General features: G+C 71.8%; 14 protein-coding genes. 4 read left to right on the top strand and 10 right to left on the bottom strand.

Features of this window, described 5'->3' with window-relative positions; translation table 11 throughout:
• Window positions 1–28 precede the first annotated feature (28 nt).
• Window positions 29–4,915, bottom strand: a complete 4,887-nt coding sequence (locus ABZU32_RS02145; protein WP_354915931.1) for an NAD-glutamate dehydrogenase — start codon at window positions 4,913–4,915, stop codon at window positions 29–31.
• Between the two features lie 346 nt (window positions 4,916–5,261).
• Between ABZU32_RS02145 and ABZU32_RS02140 the strand changes: the two genes are divergently transcribed.
• On the top strand, window positions 5,262–6,881 hold the full coding sequence (locus ABZU32_RS02140; RefSeq protein WP_354915928.1) for an FAD-binding oxidoreductase: 1,620 nt from the start codon (window positions 5,262–5,264) through the stop codon (window positions 6,879–6,881).
• Between the two features lie 143 nt (window positions 6,882–7,024).
• On the opposite strand, the gene ABZU32_RS02135 is transcribed toward ABZU32_RS02140, so the two are convergent.
• Complete coding sequence (locus ABZU32_RS02135) at window positions 7,025–7,519, bottom strand: helix-turn-helix domain-containing protein (RefSeq protein ID WP_354915925.1); 495 nt, start codon at window positions 7,517–7,519, stop codon at window positions 7,025–7,027.
• Between the two features lie 75 nt (window positions 7,520–7,594).
• On the opposite strand from ABZU32_RS02135, the gene ABZU32_RS02130 reads away from it, so the two are divergent.
• The 3 genes from ABZU32_RS02130 (at window position 7,595) to ABZU32_RS02120 (ending at window position 10,241) form a co-directional block, all read left to right on the top strand.
• Window positions 7,595–8,464, top strand: coding sequence for an NAD(P)H-binding protein (locus ABZU32_RS02130; RefSeq protein WP_354915923.1), 870 nt, complete (start codon window positions 7,595–7,597; stop codon window positions 8,462–8,464).
• A 318-nt stretch (window positions 8,465–8,782) separates the two neighbouring features.
• Complete coding sequence (locus ABZU32_RS02125; RefSeq protein ID WP_354836875.1) at window positions 8,783–9,214, top strand: VOC family protein; 432 nt, start codon at window positions 8,783–8,785, stop codon at window positions 9,212–9,214.
• Between the two features lie 76 nt (window positions 9,215–9,290).
• The gene (locus tag ABZU32_RS02120) at window positions 9,291–10,241 is read left to right on the top strand and encodes a hypothetical protein (protein WP_354915920.1); all 951 of its coding nucleotides are present in this window, start codon (window positions 9,291–9,293) and stop codon (window positions 10,239–10,241) included.
• Between the two features lie 284 nt (window positions 10,242–10,525).
• Here ABZU32_RS02120 and ABZU32_RS02115 read toward each other — a convergent pair whose 3' ends face one another.
• The 8 genes from ABZU32_RS02115 to ABZU32_RS02080 form a co-directional block, all read right to left on the bottom strand.
• Window positions 10,526–12,406 carry an acetoacetate--CoA ligase gene (locus tag ABZU32_RS02115; RefSeq protein ID WP_354915918.1) on the bottom strand — a complete coding sequence of 627 codons (1,881 nt, stop codon included), beginning with the start codon at window positions 12,404–12,406 and terminating at the stop codon, window positions 10,526–10,528.
• Window positions 12,407–12,743: 337 nt separating this feature from the next.
• Window positions 12,744–13,691: a DUF2218 domain-containing protein gene (locus tag ABZU32_RS02110; RefSeq protein WP_354915915.1), complete on the bottom strand. Its 948-nt coding sequence runs from the start codon at window positions 13,689–13,691 to the stop codon at window positions 12,744–12,746.
• A 192-nt stretch (window positions 13,692–13,883) separates the two neighbouring features.
• Window positions 13,884–14,591: a haloacid dehalogenase-like hydrolase gene (locus ABZU32_RS02105; protein ID WP_354836889.1), complete on the bottom strand. Its 708-nt coding sequence runs from the start codon at window positions 14,589–14,591 to the stop codon at window positions 13,884–13,886.
• A gap of 156 nt (window positions 14,592–14,747) precedes the next feature.
• The gene (locus tag ABZU32_RS02100; protein ID WP_354836891.1) at window positions 14,748–15,386 is read right to left on the bottom strand and encodes an HAD family hydrolase; all 639 of its coding nucleotides are present in this window, start codon (window positions 15,384–15,386) and stop codon (window positions 14,748–14,750) included.
• A gap of 193 nt (window positions 15,387–15,579) precedes the next feature.
• The gene (locus ABZU32_RS02095) at window positions 15,580–16,086 is read right to left on the bottom strand and encodes a hypothetical protein (RefSeq protein WP_354915913.1); all 507 of its coding nucleotides are present in this window, start codon (window positions 16,084–16,086) and stop codon (window positions 15,580–15,582) included.
• 133 nt (window positions 16,087–16,219) lie between these two features.
• Entirely contained in the window at window positions 16,220–16,963 is a 744-nt protein-coding gene (locus ABZU32_RS02090; RefSeq protein ID WP_354915910.1) for a hypothetical protein, read from the bottom strand.
• 374 nt (window positions 16,964–17,337) lie between these two features.
• On the bottom strand, window positions 17,338–18,018 hold the full coding sequence (locus ABZU32_RS02085; protein ID WP_354915907.1) for an HAD family phosphatase: 681 nt from the start codon (window positions 18,016–18,018) through the stop codon (window positions 17,338–17,340).
• A gap of 112 nt (window positions 18,019–18,130) precedes the next feature.
• Complete coding sequence (locus ABZU32_RS02080; protein WP_354915904.1) at window positions 18,131–19,882, bottom strand: glycoside hydrolase family 3 N-terminal domain-containing protein; 1,752 nt, start codon at window positions 19,880–19,882, stop codon at window positions 18,131–18,133.
• Window positions 19,883–20,188 lie beyond the last annotated feature (306 nt).

The following is a 20,188-nucleotide window of genomic DNA, read 5'->3' as shown; positions in this document are numbered from 1 at the left end:
GCGGCGGTCGCGCCGCCGGGCGGCGAGCTCAGCGCTCGGCGTGCGGCAGGTTGCTGGTGGCCACCAGGGTGCGCACGGCTCTCAGCGCCACCGAGAGGGTGGCCAGGTCGAAGTGGTCGCTCTCCCAGATCTCCGACAGCGTCTGGCGCGCCCGCGCGACGGCGGCCGAGTTGACCTCCGACCAGCGTGCCAGGCGCTCCTCCGGGGACGGCCCCGGCTCGCTGTGCACCAGCACGTCCCTGGTCAGCGTCGCGTGCGCGGCGTACAGGTCGTCGCGCAGCGCGGCCCTGGCCATGGAGTTCCACCGGTTGTCGCGGGGCAGGGCGATGACCCGCTCGCGCAGCCGGGCGAGCTGGAGCCGGTCGGCCAGGTCGAAGTAGACCTCCGCGACGTCGTTCACCGGGCGGCCGGTGCGCGAGGAGATCTCCACCAGGTCGAACGTCGAGTACGCCGGCACCATCACCGCCGCGCGCTCGGCCAGGTCGGCCGGGACGCCCCGCGACAGGTACCCGTCGCGGCGCTCCTCGAAGGCCGCGAGGTCGGGGCCGGTGAGCAGTTTGGGCAGGTGGGGCAGCAGCCCCTCGGCGCCCTCCACGAAGAACCTCACCGCTCCCGCCAGGTCGAGCGGCGGCCTGCGGTTGCCGAGCAGCCACCGCGCGCCGCGCTCGGCGAGCTTGCGGCCCTCCAGCAGCATGGCGAGCTGGGTGGCGGTGTCGACCTTGTTGTCCAGCGCCTCCACGGCCCGCCAGAAGCCCGGCAGCTCGAACACCTCGCGCGACACCAGGTAGGCCCGGGCGATGTCGGGGGTGGAGGCGCCGGTCTCCTCGCCGAAGCGGAACATGAACGTCGTGCCGCTGGCGTTGACCAGGTCGTTGACCACGCAGGTGGTGATGATCTCGCGGCGCAGCGGGTGGGTGTCCATGGCGGCGCGGAACCGCTCGCGCAGCGCCGAGGGGAAGTACGACACCAGCCACGACGTCAGGTACGGGTCGTCGGGCAGGTCGGAGGCGAGCAGCTCGTGGTCGGCCACGAGCTTGGTGTAGGCGAGCAGCACCGAGAACTCCGGCGCGGTGAGCCCGAGGTGGGCCTGGCGCCGCTCGGCGAGCGTCTTGTCGGACGGCAGCGCCTCCAGCTCACGGTTGATCAGGCCGTCGCGTTCCAGCCTGCGCAGGTAGCGGGCGTGGATGTGCAGCATCTCCTGCGCCTGCGCGCGCGCGGCGGCCAGGACGATGTTCTGCGCCTTGTTGTCGCGCAGGACCAGCCCGGAGACCTCGTCGGTCATGTCCAGGAAGAGCTGGTCGCGGTCGTTCTCGCTCAGCTCGCCGTCCCGCACCAGCCGGTCCAGGAGGATCTTGATGTTCACCTCGTGGTCGGAGGTGTCCACACCGGCCGAGTTGTCGATGAAGTCGGTGTTGACGTACCCGCCGTTGAGCGCGAACTCGATGCGGGCGAGCTGGGTGAGCCCGAGGTTGCCGCCCTCGCCGATCACCTTGCAGCGCAGGTCGGCGGCGTTGACGCGCAGGGCGTCGTTGGCCTTGTCGCCGGCGTCGGCGTGGCTCTCGGCGGAGGACTTGACGTAGGTGCCGATGCCGCCGTTCCACAGCAGGTCGACCGGGGCCCGCAGGATGGCGCTGATCAGGTCGCTCGGCGTCATCGCCGACACGCCCTCGCGGATGCCGAGGGCGGCGCGCATCTGCGGCGACACCGGCACCGACTTGGCCGTGCGCGGCCACACGCCGCCGCCGGCCGAGATGGCGCCGGAGTCGTAGTCGGCCCAGGAGCTGCGCGGCAGCGCGAACAGGCGGGACCGCTCCTCGAAGCCCCGGGCCGAGTCGGGCGAGGGGTCGACGAAGATGTGCCGGTGGTCGAAGGCCGCGACCAGTTTGATGTGCCGGGACAGCAGCATGCCGTTGCCGAACACGTCGCCGGACATGTCGCCGACGCCCACCACCGTGAAGTCGGTGCTCTGGACGTCGACGCCCATGGAGCGGAAGTGGTAGGCGACCGACTCCCAGGCGCCGCGCGCGGTGATGCCCATGGCCTTGTGGTCGTACCCGACCGAGCCGCCGGAGGCGAAGGCGTCGCCGAGCCAGAAGCCGTACTCCTTGGCGACGCTGTTGGCGATGTCGGAGAAGGTGGCGGTGCCCTTGTCGGCCGCGACGACCAGGTAGGTGTCGTCGCCGTCGTGCCGGACGACGCCGTGCGGGGGGACCACCTGGTTGTCGACGAGGTTGTCGGTGATGTCGAGCAGTCCGGAGATGAACTGCCGGTAGCAGGCCACGCCCTCGGCCATCACCTCGTCCCGCCCGCCGCCGACCGGCGGCCGCTTGACGACGAAGCCGCCCTTGGAGCCGGTGGGCACGATGACGGTGTTCTTCACCATCTGGGCCTTGACCAGGCCGAGCACCTCGGTGCGGAAGTCCTCCATGCGGTCGGACCAGCGCAGACCGCCGCGGGCGACCTTGCCGAAGCGCAGGTGGACGCCCTCGACGCGCGGCGAGTACACGAAGATCTCGTACTTCGGACGGGGCAGCGGCAGCACGCTGATCGCCGAGGAGTCGAACTTCAGCGAGATGTACGGCTTGCGCCTGCCCTCCGCCCGCTGGAAGGCGTTGGTGCGCAGCGTCGCGGAGATCATCTCCAGGTAGGCCCGCAGGATGCGGTCCTCGTCCAGCGAAGCCACCTCGTCCAGGGCGGCCAGGATCTCCTCGCGGAGCGCGTCGGCCATGTCGTCGCGCAGGTCGTCCGCGCGGCGCGGGTCGAGCCGGGCCTCGAACAGCCGTACCAGCAGCTTGGCCAGCCGGATGTTGCCGAGCAGCACCTTCTCGATGTAGCGCTGGCTGAAGGCGGTGCCGGCCTGGCGCAGGTACTTGGCGTACACGCGCAGGTACAGCGCCTGCTCCCAGGTGAGGCCGGCGGCGATGACCAGGCCGTTGAAGCCGTCGCTCTCGATCTCGGCGCGCCACAGCGCCCCGGCGACGTCCTCGAACAGCCGCTTGAACCGCTCGTCCCCCGCCTCCGCCGAGGAGGGGCAGCGCAGGCCGAAGTCGTAGATCCAGGCGGCCGGCCCGCCGGGCCTGCCGATCTGGTAGGGCCGCTCGTCCACGACCTCGACGCCCATGCGCGACAGCAGCGGCAGCACGTCCGACAGCGAGACCGGGGCGCCGATGCGGAAGAGCTTGAACCGCCACTCGCACTGGGCGCGGTCCTGCGGCCGGTAGAGGTCCATGGCGACCTCGCCGGGGGTGGCGGCGAGCCGCTCCAGGCGGCACAGGTCCTCGACGGCCGCGTGGGGGGAGAAGTCGGCCTTGTAGCCCTCAGGGAACGCCTCGGCGTACCTGCCGGACAGCGCCGCGCTCGTCGGCCCGCCGGGCAGCTTGGCGACCCGGTCCTCGGGAAGCCCCGCGATCGCGTCGGCGAGGTCGTCCTCCCAGGTGCGGGTGGTGGCGGCGATGCGGGCCTCCAGCGCGGGCAGGTCGAACTCCCGCGGCCCGAGGGCCTTGCCGCGCTCGCCGCGCACGACGATGTGCAGGCGGGCCAGCGGCGACTCGCCGAGCATCGTGCTGTAGTCGAGGGTCGCGCCGTCGAGCGCCTCCAGCAGGATGTCCTGCATGCGGATGCGCACATCGGTGTTGTACCGGTCGCGGGGCAGGTAGATCAGGCAGGAGATGTAGCGGTTGTAGTCGTCGCGGCGCAGGAACAGCTTGACCCGCTTGCGCTCGCGCAGCCGCAGCACCTCCAGCGCCATCGGCGCCAGCTCGTCGGCGGGCACCTGGAACAGCTCGGCGCGCGGATAGCTCTCGAGGATCTCGATGAGGTCCTTGCCGTCGTGGCTGTCGGGGCTGAGGCCCGCCTTGTCCAGCACCTCGGAAACGCGGCGGCGCAGCACCGGGATGTGCGAGATCGACTCGCTGTAGGCGACGTGCGAGAACAGGCCGAGGAAGCGGCGCTCGCCGACGACGTCGCCCCCGGGGGAGAAGACCTTGACGCCGATGTAGTCCAGGTAGGCGGGGCGGTGCACGGTGGCCCGGCTGTTGGCCTTGGTCACCACGAACTGCTGTCTCTCGCGCGCCTTCGCGCGCAGCTCGGGGGACATGGCGGCGAAGCTCGCCGACCCGGCCTTGTCGGCCCGCAGGATGCCGAGGCCGGTGCCGGGGAGGGCGCGCAGCCCGTCTCCGTCCGGCGCCTCCTCCAGGCGGTACTCGCGGTAGCCGAGGAAGGTGAAGTGGCCGTCGGCGAGCCAGCGGAGCAGCTCGACGCTGTCGGCGACGTCGCCCGACGGGAGGCCCGGCGGCACGGCCTCCAGCTCGGCGGCGATGCCCTCGGCCAGGGCCCGCATCTTGGGCGAATCCTCGACGGCGGCGCGGACGTCCTGCAGCACCCGCTGCAGGTCGCCCTCGATCTCCGCGAGCGCCTCGGGGGCGGGCAGGCGGTCGGTCTCGATGTGCATCCACGACTCGACGAGGAACTGCCCGGTGAGGTCGGTCTGGTCGTCGCCGAGCATGCGCCCGGTCATGTCGCGGCGCACCTTGATCTGCGGGTGCACGACGAGCTGGACGCCGATGCCGTGGCGCTCCAGCTCCATGGTGACCGAGTCGACCAGGTAGGGCATGTCGTCGGTGACGACCTCGACGACCGCCCCGTGGCCGTGGCCGTCCTCCGCCGGCGGGGGCGCATAGGCCCGTACCAGCGCCCGCCCCTGGGGGCGGTTGGCGGCGAAGCGCCGCTGGGCCAGGGCGGCGGCGCCGATCTGGGCGGGGTCGCGGTCGATCACGTCCTCGGGCGCGACATGCCGGTAGTAGAGCCGGAGGAAGGCCAGGACGCCGTCACCGTCGAGGTGGTCGGCCTCCGTGGTGTCGGCACACAGTTCAGCAGCGGACCTGAGCAACCGGTCCTTTGCCTCGTCGAGCGGCATGTCGCTTCTCACTCCTTTGTGAGCGTTCGCCTTGTACGCAGTGATCTTGCCGGGTCGGGGTCATGACAGGGGCATGCCACGCTCCCGGTCGCGCGACACCTCCGCGGCGGGACGGGGTGCTCGATCGCCGTTGACCAAGTCCCCTCCGCCGTACCCGATATCAGCCCATCACACCTGAAACGTCAACTTGTCCGATATCGTGCGCAATTCCCCTGGCAGTGCGAGTCTTCCACGGCCGCCACGTGCACCGTGACCGATCCGTGATAAACCATGGACCTTCTGGGGACGTCTCTTAGGACGGGCGATACCTTTCGTCGTCGATGACCGTTCCCAGAGATGAGTGATCATGCAACCCGCGCTCGACCGGCGGACCTTCCTGCGGGCCTCCGCCGTCACCGCGGCGGCCGCGGCCACCGCCTGCGCTCCGACCGGCACCCTCGCGAGGGCCACGACGGCCACGACGGGCACGGCGGGCACCGCGAGCGCCTCGGGCGCGACTTCCGCGGCTTCCGCGGCGGGCTCGGCGGGCTCGGCGCCGTCCGCCGCGTCCGCCGGCGGCACCCTGGCGCGCACCGGCGCGCGCGGCGGGCCCTCCCCCTCCGACTGGTCCTCCCTGGGCAGGGGCCTGGCGGGCCGGATGATCCGTCCCGGCGACGCCTCCTACGACGCGGCGCGCCGCCTCTACAACCCCTCCTTCGACGGCATCCGGCCGGGCGGCGTCGCCTACTGCGCCAACCCCTCCGACGTGGCCGAGTGCCTGGCCTTCGCCCGGCGGTTCGGGGTGCCGGTGACCTCGCGTTCGGGCGGCCACAGCTACGCGGGCTGGTCCACCGGCACCGGCCTGGTGATCGACGTCTCGCGCATGAGCGCCGTACGGGCCTCCGGAGGGCGCGCGGTCGTGGGCGCGGGCGCTCAGCTCGTCGACATCTACGACCGGCTGGCGGCGCACGGCGTCGGCATCCCGGGGGGCTCGTGCCCCACCGTGGGCATCGCCGGCCTGACGCTCGGCGGCGGCATCGGCGTCCTGTCGAGGAAGTACGGCCTCACCTGCGACGCTCTGGAGTCGTTGCAGATCGTCACGGCCGACGGGCGGGTGCGCACCTGCGACTCCCGCCACGACCCCGAGCTCTACTGGGCTTCACGCGGCGGCGGTGGGGGCAACTTCGGCGTCGCGGTGTCGTTCACCTTCCGCACCCACCGTACGCAGGACCTCACGCTGTTCTTCCTGCACTGGCCCTGGTCGCGGGCGCGCAAGGCGGTCGCGGCCTGGCAGGCGTGGGCGCCGTCGGTCCCCGACGCGCTGTGGAGCAACCTCCACCTGTCCCAGGACCCCGGCCTGGACGTGCAGATCGGCGGGGTCTACGTGGGTCCGCGCGACCAGTGCGAGCGGCTGCTCGACCCGCTGATCGCCAAGGTCGGGTCCCAGCCGTCCAGCCGCTTCATCACCCGCACGTCCTACCAGCACGCCATGATGATCGAGGCGGGCTGCTCCTCGCGCACCGTGTCCCAGTGCCACCGGCAGGGCGACCTGCCCGGGCGGACGGCCGACGGCCGCTTCCCGCGCGACGCCTTCAGCGCCAAGTCCCACATGGCCTACCGCCCGCTGTCGGCCTCCGGCATCGCCACCCTGGTCGACCGGATCTCCCGCCCCGGCCGGCACGCCGTGCTCCTGGACGCCCTCGGCGGAGCCGTCGGGCGCGTCGGACCCGGCGCCACGGCCTTCCCGCACCGGGCGGCGCTGTTCAGCGTCCAGTACTACGCACACATGGCGGGCGCGGCGACCTGGCTGCGCGGCGCGCACGACGCGATGGCCCCCCACTTCGGCGACCACGCCTACGTCAACTACATCGATCCAGCGCTGAGCGGCTGGCGTCAGGCCTACTACGGCCCCAACGCCGCCCGCCTCGCCAAGACCAAGGCCACCTACGACCCCGCCCGCCTGTTCCGCTTCCCCCAAGCCATCTGACCCCCTCCCCAGGCGAGACCACGAGACCAGGACGCCACACACCCCACCCGACACACGCTGCACATGACCGGCGCCGCGTCGGCGAGTCGCGGTACGGCGGAACCGGCGCCGACAACGGCGGCCGGCCCGCTCCGTGTGCCGGGCTAGAGATGCTCGGCGTAGCGCCTGCGCGCGGCGGCGAGTTCGGCCTCGTGGGTGACCGCCCAGCGTCCGAGAGCGTCCAGGTGCTCCCGCAGCGAGCGGCCGAGGTCGGTCAGGGCGTACTCGGTGCGCGGCGGCACGCTCGCATGCACGGTCCGGCTCACGAGGCCGTCGCGTTCGAGCGACCGCAGGGTACGGATCAGCATTCGGCGGCTGAGACCCTCGACGGACCGGTCGAGCTCGTTGAACCCGTGGCCGCCGCGTGCCAGCAGCGACAGCAGCACCGGGCTCCACTTGTCGCCAACGCGGCGCAGCACCGCCGTCGCCGGACAGCCGTGATGGTCATCGACCGTGACCGGCGCCGTGAGACCGGCCATCGGTCCTTCCGCGACCAGCACTTCTGGGGCAGGTGCCTGCGCGATCGGCGCCTCCGGGGCCGGCGCCTCCGGGGGTGCTTCCTCCGCGACCGACGCCTCCGGGGCGGGTGGGGGGGACATCAATGTGCCTTCTACCGAGGGCGACGCGTCATCCACGAGCATCAGGCTACGCAAAAGGAACGGAAAGGAACCATCATGATCGTGGTGAGCGGGGCGTCGGGGAACCTGGGCCGCAGGACCGTCCAGCACCTCCTTACGCGCACGGACGCCTCTCGCGTCCTGGCCCTGTCCCGGACCCCGGACACGGTCGCCGATCTCGGCGTCCAGACCCGTCACGCCGACTTCGACGAGCCGGACGCGCTGACCCGAGCGCTGGACGGCGCGGAACGGCTGTTGATCATCAGCATCGCCACCGCCGACCGGCTGCCGAAGCACGCCCGCGCCATCGACGCCGCCGCGAAGGCGGGAGTCGGCCATGTCATCTTCACCTCCCTCACCCGTGCGGGTGACCCCGGCCACCCGAACCCCCTGATCCCCGACTACGCGGCCACCGAGCGGATGCTGGCCGGGTCCGGGTTGCCGTTCACGGTGCTGCGCTTCAACATCTGGACCGAGATGCTGACCCTGGTCGGAATCGCCTCCAGGGCCGTGTCCACCGGGGTGCTCCCCAGCAACGCCGGAAACGGACGAACCGGCCACCTGACCCGCGACGACAGCGCGGCCGTGGCCGCCGCCGTCCTCGCCGAGGGCGGCGGCCAGGGAGAGTTCCTCGATGTCACCGGGCCGGAGGCGGTGACCGACGCCGACATCGCCGCCGCCCTGACGCAGGCCACCGGCCGCCCTGTGCGCCATCAGGAGGTCGGCGACGACGAACAGCCCCGGCGGCTCGTCGAGCAGGGCGTCCCCGAGCACTTCGCCCACGCCTGGAGCGCGTCGGGGGTCGCCAAGCGCGACGGCTGGTACGACGTCACCACCCACGCCGTCGAACGACTCACGGGCCGGCCCGCCACCTCGATCGCCGACCACTTCACGGCGCACCGCGCGGAGCTGATCACGGCCCCCTAGCGCGCCGTCCACGACGCCCGCCGGGTCAGGCGCCGTACGACGGCGCCGACATCGCCGTACCACGACCCGCCGACCCGGCGCCGATCCACATCCAGCACCCGCCGGGTGGAGGACCGCACCCGATGAGGGCATGCGGTCACCGCACGTCATCCTGTCCGCATCGATCAGAGATGTCCGGTGACCGCGAGGGATAGGGGCGCGGCTGGATCCGTCGGCGCCTCCCCCGCGCGTGCCGGGTGCGGGATCTGACGGAAGATGGTCCTGCCCGATCCGCCGGGGCCGTCCGGCGGAGCACGCCGGACTTCAGGAGAGACCCGCATGGCTTCGCCCGTTCCTTCCATCCCCCGCTTCCACCTGGCCGTCCCCGTCGACGACCTCGCGGCCGCCCGGGCCTTCTACGGCGAGGTGCTCGGGTGCGAGCAGGGCCGCAGCTCCGACCGCTGGATCGACTGGAACCTGCACGGGCACCAGTTCGTCACGCACCTGGCCGCGCGTCCGCCGGCGGCGGCGCACAACCCGGTGGACGGTCACGACGTGCCCGTGCCGCACTTCGGGCTGATCCTGGACATCCCAGAGTTCCACCGGCTGGCCGAGCGCATGCGCGAGGCGGGCACCCGCTTCGTGATCGAACCGTACCTGCGCTTCGCGGGGCAGCCGGGAGAGCAGTGGACGATGTTCCTGCTCGATCCCGCCGGCAACGCCCTGGAGTTCAAGGCCTTCGCCGACGACGCCCAGGTGTTCGCCATCTGAACCGGACGTGTTCCCGCGTTGACCGAAATGTTTAAAAGTCTATTACCGCTCAGTAGCGCCGCTACGCTCATACGCCGTGATCAATCAGCAGATCCCGGTAGAACATACCTCTAACGGGACAAATACCAGCGTCGCCGTCCCGGCCGCCGAGGCGGACGACGAGAAGCCAAGCGCCCTGGCGCTGCTCGAACGGATCGCCTCGGTGGTCCTGCCGATCGGCGTCGGGCTCTACGCGGTGCTCTACCTCGGTGTCGAGGCGATGTACAACTTCTTCGGCATCACGCCGCAGCAGGCGGGCATCGACCAGGCCGTCCTGTTCGGCCGGCTCTCCGGCACCCTGATCCTGATACTGCTCATCGCCCTGCCCGTGCTGGGGCTCCTGGTCGCGTTGTACTGGCTGCTCGACAAGGTGACCTTCGGTGGCCTGTCGCGGCTGGTGCGGTTCTTCCGTCAGCACCCCTGGCTGGCCGCGACTCTCGCGGCGCTGTGGAGCGGCGCCACCTACTGGGGCGTCTTCAGCGTCCTGGGCGAGGTCACGGTCGCGACCATGGTCCCCATCGCGGTGGGCCTCGGCGTGCTGACGTTCCTGGTGCCGTTCCGTCTGATGCGTCGCAAGCCGGTAGGCCGCTCCGGGATGCGACTGATCGTCGGCGGCCTCACCGGCATCGGCCTGGGCTGGCTGCTCATCTGGCAGATGGTCCTCGGAGCCGCGGACGTGTACCAGTACGGCAAGACCCATCCGCTGCCGGGCCTCGCGGGCACGACTCTGCTGGACCTTGTGGGCTTCCAGGACCAGTGGGCCGTGCTCAAGGACGGGGACGACAAGCCGCTCTACGACGGTCGCTCGATGCTGCTCCTCGGCGAGTCGGACGGCGTCTACGCCTTCTACGACTGCGAGAAGCAGATCACGCTCCGGCGGGCCGCCGAGGGCACCAACCTGGGCGACATCGTGATGGCCCCCGAGATGCCCAAGGGGTACACCTGCGGCTCGAAGGCCGATGACCAGAACGGCGAGACGGCGCAGTAAGCCGCTTCGCTCCTTTGGGGCCGCCGTCCGCCGGGCGGCCCCGCGATCTCACCTCTCCGGCCGCCGTCCCCCCGGCGGCCTCGTTCCACTTCCCGATCCCCGGCGCGGCGGCCATGAACGTTCGCCGGGCGCGGCTGCACACCCTGACCATGAACCGGAGGGCGATCGGCGCCAGGTCGGCGGGGCGTGGGGCGGCGATGCCGGCGCGGCCGCGGGCCCGAGCCGGTCAACGCCGCGGGCCCGCCTCCACCTCCGCGGCCCCGCCTCCACCTCCGCGGCCGCCCCTATGGGACGAAGTGCTTCAGGACCTCCGGGTTGGCCATGGCGCCGGTGTTGGCGGCCTTGTCCACCGGCGTGCCCAGCAGGATCTTGCGCACCGGGACCTCCAGCTTCTTGCCGCTCAGCGTGCGCGGAATGCCGGGCACCTCGATGACCTCGTTCGGCACGTGGCGCGGCGACAGCTCGGTCCTCAGTGCGTCCTTCAGCTCCGCGACCAGCGCCGGCGAGAGCTCCTCGCCCTCGGCCATCGTCACGTACAGCAGCAGCCGGCCCTCCTGGCCGAGCTGACCGGTGTCGATGACCAGGCTGTCCTCGATGGCGGGGAACCGCTCGACGACGCGGTAGAACTCGCTGGTTCCCATGCGCACCCCGCCGCGGTTCAGCGTCGAGTCGGACCGGCCGTAGATCACGCACCCGCCGTCCGGCAAGATCTTGATCCAGTCGCCGTGCCGCCAGACCCCCGGGTAGTCGGCGAAGTAGCTCTCCTCGTACCGGGCGCCGTCCGGGTCGTTCCAGAACATGACCGGCATGGAGGGCATGGGCCTGGTGACCACCAGCTCGCCGACCTCCCCGATCAGCGGCTTGCCGTCGGGATCGTAGGACTCCACCAGGGCCCCCAGGCACCGGCAGGAGATCACCCCGGCCCGGACGGGCAGCAGCGGCACCGCGCCCACGAAGCCGGTGCACACGTCCGTGCCACCGGAGAAGGACCCGAGCTGCACCCGCGGCAGCACGTCCGACAGCCACGCGAAGCCCTCGGGCGGCAGCGGCGAGCCGGTCGAGCCGACCCCGCGCAGCCGCTCCAGACCGTCAGGGCGCAGCTCCGCCCGCATGGAGGCGATGATGTACGGCGCGCCCGTGCCGAAGTAGGTCACCCCCTCCTCCGCCGCGAGCCGCCAGAGCGCGTCGGCGCCGGGGTGGGTGGCGCTGCCGTCGTACAGCACGACGGTCGCGCCGACCAGCAGGCCGCCGACCAGGAAGTTCCACATCATCCAGCCGGTGGTGGTGTACCAGAAGAACACGTCCTGCTCGCCGAGGTCCTGGTGGAAGCTCAGCGCCTTCAAATGCTCCAGCACGATGCCGCCGTGCCCGTGGACGATCGGCTTGGGCAGGCCGGTGGTGCCGGAGGAGTAGACGACCCACAGCGGGTGGGCGAAGGGCACCGGCTCGAACTCCAGCGGCCCCGCCTCCGACCGCAGTTCCTCCCACGACTCCGCGCCGACGATCACGGTGGCGGCCAGGCCGGGCAGCCGGGCGGCGATGTCGGCGACGACGTCCGAACGGTCGAACGCGCGGCCGTTGTACCGGTAGCCGTCCACCGCGATCAGCACCTTGGGGGTGATCTGCGTGAAGCGGTCGACGACGCTGGAGGCGCCGAAGTCGGGCGAGCAGGACGACCAGATGGCGCCGAGGCTGGCGGTGGCGAGGAAGGCGATCAGCGCCTCGGGGGTGTTGGGCAGGTAGGCCGCCACCCGGTCGCCGCGGGTGACACCGTGGCGCACCAGCCCGGCCCTGACCCGCGCGACCTCCTCGGCCAGCTCACCGTAGGTGAGGGTGCGCCGGCCGCCGGTCTCATCACGGGCGATGACCGCCAGCCGCCCGGGGTCGCCGCGCAGCGCGTTCGCCGCGTAGTTCACGGTTGCTCCCGCGAACCATTCGGCGCCCGGCATCGTTCCACTTACGACGGGCCCGTCACCACGCTCCCCCACGACCGCGAAATAGTCCCAGACCGCAGGCCAGAACTCCTCCGGGAAGTCGACAGACCATCGCCACAGAGCGTCGTAAGAATGCTCGGAACGTCCTAGCCATGCGGCGAACCGGGTGATCTTCGCATCGCGGACCACCTCGGGGGACGGCTCCCAGAGCAGCGCACCTTCCTCAACCATGGCCCCATCCTGCCCCGGCCCCGTCCCCCGCGCCATCCAGGCCGCCCACACACCCACGGCCCCCGGCCTGGTCCGCTCTACCGCCCGCCGACTCGTCGCGCCGTCCCAGAGCACGCGCGCGATCATCACGCCGTCTCTGAGCCCGCGATCGACACGCCGCCCTGGAGCCCGCCCGCGATCGACACGCCGTCCTCGTGCGGTGACCACCTACGTTCACCGGGTGCGGCTCTCCGCCCTCCACGCGCCGTAGTGATCGGCGCCGGGTCGGCGGGTCGTGGTACGGCGATACCGGCGCCTGCTACGGCGCCCGAGCCGGCGCACGTCCGCGGACAGCGCACTAGAGTCTGCGGGCGATCGTGACACCGTCCCGCACCGACAGCATCACCGACTCCACCCGGTCGTCGGCCACGATGGCGTCGTTCAGGGCCCGCACCGCCACGTGGTGCTCCTCCTCGTACGCCGGGTCGACGACCCGCCCGCCGAGGAACACGTTGTCCAGGACCACCAGCCCGCCGGGGCGCAGCCGCCGCACGATCTCCTCGTAGTACACCGGGTAGCTCACCTTGTCGGCGTCGATGAACGCGAAGTCGATGGACCGCTCTTCGGGCAGCGCGCGGAGCGTCTCGGCCGCCGGGGCGATCTTCAGGTCGATGCGGTCGGCGACGCCGGCGCGCTCCCAGTACGAGCGGGCGACCGAGGTCCACTCCTCACTGACGTCGCAGGCCAGCAGCCGCCCGCCCTCGGCCAGGCCCCTGGCGATGCAGATGGAGGAGTACCCGGTGAACACGCCGACCTCGACCGCCTGCCGCGCGCCGACCATGCGGGCGAGCATCGTGAGGAACGCGCCCTCGTCGTGCGAGACCTGCATGGTCCACGAGCCGCCGGTCGTCTCGCGCGTCTTCGCGGTCAGCTCCTGGAGCACCTCGTCGGGCGGGGTGCACTGAGTAGTCACGTAGTCGCCGATCAGCGGGTCGACGATGACCATCTCCTCGGCCCCCATGGGCGCCGACCACTCCACGGCCAGCTCCTCCTGGGTGGCGAAGCGCAGCAGGTGGCGGGTCACCACCTCCTGCACCTGCTCCAGCGACTCGGCGTCCCCGGCCGTGGCGATCATCTCGATCGCGACCCCGGTCGGCGTCAGCACGCAACGCCCGCGTTTCAACGTGATCACGCCACGACCGTCACCGGAGATCTCCGTGGTCGTCTTGTGCCCCATATGGGACACCAGTTGCTTGATGTACCGCCCAGGCCGCTCGGTCGGGACGGAGGCCGTCGAGTAAGGCATCGAAGTCCTTAGGGTGAGGAGGGCACGACCCGCGGGCAGCGGGCCGCGTCGGCGCCCCAGACGAAGATCGCCTCCGGCCGCCGATGATGACGCACAGGCAACAAAGGTATGCCGCACACGCCATCCTCACCTCCTACCTCGTGCTGACCTGCGCCCGCCTTTTATATGCATTCGTAATGGCGTGTCGCGGGGTCAGCCTGCCTTGCGGTCCGCGGGGGTGGTGAGGCGGGCCACGGCGGCGACCAGGGCGGGGGCGTCGGTCAGGTCGGGGAGCACGATGTCGGCGCCGGCCTCGCGCAGTTCGGTCGCCGTCGAACGGCCAGAGGCGACGGCGATCATGGACGCCCCGGCGATGCGCGCCGCCTGGACGTCCCTGGCCGAGTCGCCGATCAGCACGGTGTTCGCGCCGTCGCACCGGAAGCCGTACAACGCCTTGACCCTGCCCTGGGCCACCTGCAGCAGGGTGGCCTTGGGGTAGACCTCCTCGCCGTAGCCGCCGACCTCGACGTCGACGTACTTGTCCAGGCCGAAGGCGTTCAGCTTGAGCGCGGCGTTGCTCTTGATGGTGCCGGTGAGCACCGACTGGACGACGCCGTCGAGGCGGGCCACCGCCTTGAGCGCCTCCTTGGCGCCGGGCATGACCTGCCCGTCCTTGTTCAGCCGCTTGCGCCGCGCGGCGAACGACCGGGCCAGGGCGTCGATGAACCGGGGAAGGTGATCGTCGCCGGTCACGATGCCGTTGATGGCGAGCGTCTCGAAGATGATCTCAGAGTCGGGACGGCCCATCGCGGGCGCTAGCTTGACCAGCGGGCGCCCGGTGACCTGCCGGAAGGCGTCGGCGTACGCGTCGCGGGTGACGATCGTCACGTCGACCAGGGTGAGGTCGATGTTCCAGAGCACGAGACGGTTAATGGGGGGCCTCCGAACGCACGCGAACCAGGTGCGCTCAGGGTACGACGACCGCGCACCCACCACGGCGAGAGATGCCCAACTCGTCACCCTCACCCGGCATATGTCCGCTTCTCCGTCCACCGGCGGCGGCGACGGAACGGCGGATCAGCGGGCGTGGGCGAAGGCCGCCGACAGGGAGTCGACCACCGGGAAGCCGGAAGCGGCCAGGTCGGCCCGGCTGGTCATGCCGCCCGCGTAGAGCACGGCCGAGGCACCCACGTGCTCGGCCGCGTGCGCGTCGTCCAGGCTGTCGCCGATCACCAGGATGCGCGACGGCTTGACCTCCAGCGACTCGATGTGGGCCACCATGTGCTCGGCCTTGCCGCCGCCCGGCGCGCCGGCGCTCAGGCCGTCGATGCGGGAGAAGTAGCGGTCGATGCCGAGCTCGGCGGCCTTGCGCACCAGCCGGTCGTGCGCCCACATCGACAACAGCGACTGGGTGCGCCCGGACGCCGACCAGGTGTTCAGGCAGTCGATCGCGTCGGCGGCCAGCTCGGAGGCGTGCATCAGCTCGTGGTAGTTGTCGTGGAACGCCTGGTCGAGCCGCTCCCACTCGCCCTCGTGCAGCGGCCGGCCGAGCATGCGCTCGTAGGCCACCCAGATGGGCCGGGTGTAGGCCGCGCGGAACGCCTCGGCGTCCATGGGCGCCAGCCCGTAGGGCGCGAACACCTTGTTCGTGGCGCCGACCACCGCGTCGATGTCGTGGAACAGCGTGCCGTTCCAGTCCCAGATGATGTGCTCCATGGTGACCACAGCCTAATAGGCGCCCCCGACGGCCTCCATCGGGTTTCCCGGGCTGCCGGCCTCAACGGGCTCACCTGGCCCGCCGACCTCCGAACGGATTCACCCGACGCGCGCCGACCTCCGAACGGGTTCACCGGAGTCCGGAGCCGGCCTTCATCGAGTTCGCCGGGCCTGCCCGGACCCCGGGAAGACATCAGGTCAGCAGGTCGGGGATCTCCTGGGTCGCGAACCACATCAGCTCGTGGTCCTCCACGCCGTCCACCACGAACCGCGCGTCGTCGTCTCCCGCGTCGGCGGCGAACACGGCGGCGATGGCCGCCTCGACGTCGGGCACGGCCCCCAGGTCGTCGACGTGGACCGCGGCGATCTGGTTCATCCGCACCACGACCGGGACGCGCACCCGGGATCGCTCCTCGAGGTCGGGACCGGAGGCGACGACGTCGTCGGGCACCTCGGCCGCGACGACCACCCGCCGCGCGGCGACCTCCACGCCGTCCGCGCGGTCGGCCGCGAGCATCCGCAGGGACGCCCTGGCCGCGTCCGTCAGGGCGACGTACTCCAGTTCCTCGGTGTCACCCGAGACGTACCACTCGACCAGCGTGGGCGTCACCGCGTAGCCGGTCAGCGGGGCCGGCCCGACCTCGCCGGCCCCGGCCACCCGCGCCAGGAAAGGGAGGGTGCACGGCAGGTACACGCGCATGCGTTCGTTCCTCGAATCACGATGGTGCCGGACACCGGCGCCACAGCGGCGCCGGTCACCCGAACGAGTGTGCCACCCCCCGCGGCACGGACCGTACACCACCGCACCGCGCCCCGGCCGGCGGCCTCGTCCTTCATTCCTGCAGAGGCAGGGAATCGGACGGGGAAGGGTCCCGCCGCCACCGGTACGTCGAGCCTTTCGCCGGTTCCACCTCGTAGCCGGGCAGTACTTTGACGCCCACGGTGCGGAAGGGCCGGCCGCCGGCGTCGATCACCGCGGTGCCCTTTCTGTCCTGGCTGCTCCAGTCGAGCAGGATCCGCCAGCGGCAGTCGCAGGTGCGGGTGGCGCCGTAGACGTGGAACACCTCGGGGTCGCCGTCCGAGACGCGAAAGGGGAACCGGACGGCGGACTGTTCGTCGCCGTTGTCGTCCACACCGGCGAACGGGCGCGAGTGAGACACCCGCTCATCGAGGTCCACGACGAAGTTGCGGGGGGTGATGCCGCCGCACTGGCGGTGTTTGGGCACCACGACCCCGGCGGGCGCGCCGCGCTGGACCACCTCGACCCGCAGGGCGTGGAGCACGACGGCGACACCGCTCTTGCCCTGGACGGTGACGACGGCGTCGGTGTAGCCGCCGTCCAGGGCGTCGCGCTCCTGCGACTCCGAGATGCCCCCCTCCTCAGCCGGGCGTCGGGGCAGGATGGGAAGCACGTACCGGCTGGTCGCGTTTTCGCACGGGTCACGATTCACCGTCGTGGTCCAGGTCAGGGGCGGTGCGGCGTCGGCTCCGGTGACCGTGGAGAGCGTCTTGTCGAAGGCCGTGGTCAGGTAGCCGGTCACCGCCGCGGTGGCGGCGGCGGCCACGACGCCCGCCATCCATAGACGCGAACGCCTCAGCCTGCCCTGCCACCCCGGCTGCGCGGGCTTGTGCGAGCGGACGGGCCCGTGGCGCCTGTTCATGGTCACCGGCCGTCGCGGACGGCGTGCCCGGGCGGGCCGGTACGCGGTACCTGCCGGGCCGTCCCCGGCGGTGTTCGGAGGATGACACCAACGCACCAGCGGACACCGATGAACTCCTCGCCGAATTCGCACGGTCACCGTAAGCCTAGGGCCGCCCGGCGCGGCGCCGGGGGACATGGCGCCCATTGACCGCGTCCACCGAGAAACGGTGAAGAGCCCTGAAAACGCGCCGGACAAGTGCGCTCGTGGGAGGGCTCGGTGGCGCTCGGTGCATCCGAGGAGGTCGCAGGTCAGACGGGTGCGCTCGTGGTGGGAGGCGGGGACGGGCGGAGGGTCAGCTCGCAGAGGGTCTCCAGGGCGGCGATCGTGGCGTCGGTGTCGCGGTGGTGCAGGCCGACGAGGCCGAGGGCGCGGGCGGCGTCGATGTTGGCCTCGATGTCGTCGATGAACACGCACTCCTGCGGGCGCAGCCCCACCAGGCCGAGGGCATGGTGGAAGATGCGCGGCTCGGGCTTACGCATGCCGACCTCGCCGGAAATGACGACCTGGTCGAAGTAGTGCTCCCAGCCGTCCCGCGTGTAGTGGTTGCCCCAGGAGTTGGATACCAGGCAGGTGGCCATGCCCGCTTCGCGTGCGGCGCGCAGCATGTCGTACATCGGCTGCACCGGCCGGAACCCGGCGAACATGCGGGTGAGCAGCCCGTCGGCCACCGGCGGCACGCCGTGCAACGTCACCAGGCGGGCCGCCAGGTCGCGCTCGAAGGTCGCGACGTCGACCTCCCCCCGCTCCAGCGCGTGGATCGGATTCTCGCCGAGGACGGCGCCCTGCTCGTACGCGTGCCGGATGAGCTCTTTCATGAGTTCCCGATAGTGCTCGGCGTCGATGCCGTCAGCGTCGAGCCACTCGGCGATCGCCTCGTGGAGGCCGGTGGTCAGCACACCACCCCAGTCGATGAGTACGCCTTTCACCATGTTCACTCCCTCATGTCCCTGCCGGGCCTTTCAGGGTAAGCCGAGCAACGCCCGAACCCACTGCCGGGGCCCTCCATCCCAGCCCCGCCCGTACCCGCCGCGTCTGAGAGGGCTACGGGACTCGTAGGGCGACCGGGAGGGTGCCCTTGGGGGTGAGGGCGCCGGTGAGCGCCTTGGCGGCGGCTCTGAGCGAGGCGTCGCCATCGGAATAGACGGCGAGGGCCGCGTCGTACCCGCGCAGCCGTGCCAGCTCGTACGGGGCGCCCATCGACACCACGACGACCTTCTTGCCGGTGCCGCCCATCGCCGAGACCAGGCTCGCCTGCGCCGGCCCGGCGTCGCGCGTGGTGACCACGACCGTGTCGGCCCGCGCGGCGGCCGACCCGGCGCTCGCGATCTGCGACGACGTCGGGGTGTCGCCGGTGGGCGCGGCCGACGCGCCGTCGAGCATGCCCGCCAGGCGGCGCCCGGCGGGACCGGTGACCAGGACGTGACCCTTGACCGGGAGGCTTTTGGCGCCCTTGACCGGCGTCACGGAACGATCGGCGATGCGCTGGGCTGTGGTGCGGTGCGCCTTGGACCGCACGGCCTGGTCGTCGCCACCGGGGTCGGTCTGCGAGCCGTCGAGGATGCCCCGGGCGGCCTTGAGCGTCAGCAGCCGGGTGACCGACCGGTCGAGCCGCTCGCGGGAGATGCGGCCCGACTTCACGGCCCCGAGCACCGCATCGTAGGCCTTTCGGAAGTTCGGCGGCATGAGCAGCAGGTCGACGCCGGCCAGGACGGCGCGGACGGCCACCTCGGCGTCGCCGTACTTCTCACGCACGCCCTGCATGTCGAGGGCGTCGGTGCTGACCACGCCGTCGAACCCGAGCTCGTCGCGGAGCAGGCCGGTCAGGATCGGTTTGGACAGGGTGGCGGGGTCGCCGGAGGGGTCGAGCTTGGGCATCACGACATGGGCGGACATCACGATGTCGACGCCGCGGCGGACGGCCTCCTTGAACGGAGGCGCGTCCAGCCGCTGCCACTGGGAGCGGGTGTGCTGGATGACCGGCAGGCCGCTGTGGCTGTCGACCCGGGTGTCGCCGTGCCCGGGGAAGTGCTTGGCGGCGCTGCCCACGCCGGCGTCGTGGAACCCCTCGACGGCGGCGCCGACCATGGCAGAGACCCGCTTGGGGTCGGAGCCGAACGAGCGGGCGCCGATGACCGGGTTGGCCGGGTTGACGTTGACGTCGGCGACCGGCGCGAAGTCGAGGTTGATGCCGAGGGCGCGCAACTCCTCACCGGTCACCCGGGCGGCCGACCGGGCGGCGGCCGGGTCGCGCGTGGCGCCGATGGCCATGCTACCCGGCACGTCGGTCACGATCGAGCCCAGCCGCGAGACGACGCCGTTCTCCTGGTCGACGCCGATGAGCAGGGGGACCTTGGCGGCCTTCTGCAGGCCGCGGGTGAGCGCTGCGAGCTGGCGGGCGTCGCCGACGTTGCCCGCCCAGGGGAACAGGATGACGCCGCCCGGGTGGTACTTCCTGACGGCCGCGGCGGGACTGCCGACGCCGAACCTCGCCTGGTTCTCGCCGTGCGCGCCCTCGGCCCGCGGACCGTAGAGGACGGGCATGAACAGCTGGCCGACCTTCTCCTCAAGGCTCATCTTCGCCAGCCGCGAGGCCGCCTCGGCGCCGGGGGACGTGCCGCTCGGGGACGCCGCCGGCGAGGCGCCGGCGGAGGCCGGGGCGCTGGTGGTGGCGACGCCGGACGGGGCGGCGTTCGTGCGTGAAGGCGCCTCGCCGCTCGTGGCGGAGGTGGCGGCGCAACCGGCCGTCATCGTCGCGACCAGCACGAGCACCGCTGCGGGGGAAGGTACAGCCATGTCCCCCACCGTATCCGCGCCGCCGCCCGCCCGGACTCACCCTGTGGACAACCCGCCGCCGCCCCCCCGCGACACCACATTGTGGGCTGCCTGCGAACGTTGACCGGGCCGGGCGCCGTAGCGGGCGCCGGCATCGCCGTACCACGACCCGCCGACGCGGCGCCGATCACTCCAGCACATGGCCGGAGTGGAGAGCCGCGCCCGGTGAACCGATGTGTCGCCGCACAGGAGCGACCCACCGTCGCCGCCCCGGACTCGGTGTGGACGACTCGCCGCAGGCCCGGTCCTGGCGACGAGGCGCCGCCA

The organism is Sphaerisporangium sp. NPDC005288, assembly GCF_040607475.1.
Taxonomy (GTDB): Bacteria; Actinomycetota; Actinomycetes; order Streptosporangiales; family Streptosporangiaceae; genus Sphaerisporangium; species Sphaerisporangium rhizosphaerae.
The sequence above is the reverse complement of the archived record's forward strand: the minus strand, read 5'-3'. Positions and strand labels throughout refer to the sequence as shown.

Excerpts from the sequence above, each read along its gene's own strand:
- ABZU32_RS02145 (WP_354915931.1), bottom strand. The coding sequence starts at position 4,915 with ATGCCGCTCGACGAGGCAAAGGACCGGTTGCTCAGGTCCGCTGCTGAA.
- ABZU32_RS02140 (WP_354915928.1), top strand. The coding sequence starts at position 5,262 with ATGCAACCCGCGCTCGACCGGCGGACCTTCCTGCGGGCCTCCGCCGTC.
- ABZU32_RS02135 (WP_354915925.1), bottom strand. The coding sequence starts at position 7,519 with ATGTCCCCCCCACCCGCCCCGGAGGCGTCGGTCGCGGAGGAAGCACCC.
- ABZU32_RS02130 (WP_354915923.1), top strand. The coding sequence starts at position 7,595 with ATGATCGTGGTGAGCGGGGCGTCGGGGAACCTGGGCCGCAGGACCGTC.
- ABZU32_RS02125 (WP_354836875.1), top strand. The coding sequence starts at position 8,783 with ATGGCTTCGCCCGTTCCTTCCATCCCCCGCTTCCACCTGGCCGTCCCC.
- ABZU32_RS02115 (WP_354915918.1), bottom strand. The coding sequence starts at position 12,406 with ATGGTTGAGGAAGGTGCGCTGCTCTGGGAGCCGTCCCCCGAGGTGGTC.
- ABZU32_RS02110 (WP_354915915.1), bottom strand. The coding sequence starts at position 13,691 with ATGCCTTACTCGACGGCCTCCGTCCCGACCGAGCGGCCTGGGCGGTAC.
- ABZU32_RS02100 (WP_354836891.1), bottom strand. The coding sequence starts at position 15,386 with ATGGAGCACATCATCTGGGACTGGAACGGCACGCTGTTCCACGACATC.
- ABZU32_RS02095 (WP_354915913.1), bottom strand. The coding sequence starts at position 16,086 with ATGCGCGTGTACCTGCCGTGCACCCTCCCTTTCCTGGCGCGGGTGGCC.
- ABZU32_RS02090 (WP_354915910.1), bottom strand. The coding sequence starts at position 16,963 with ATGGCGGGCGTCGTGGCCGCCGCCGCCACCGCGGCGGTGACCGGCTAC.
- ABZU32_RS02085 (WP_354915907.1), bottom strand. The coding sequence starts at position 18,018 with ATGGTGAAAGGCGTACTCATCGACTGGGGTGGTGTGCTGACCACCGGC.
- ABZU32_RS02080 (WP_354915904.1), bottom strand. The coding sequence starts at position 19,882 with ATGGCTGTACCTTCCCCCGCAGCGGTGCTCGTGCTGGTCGCGACGATG.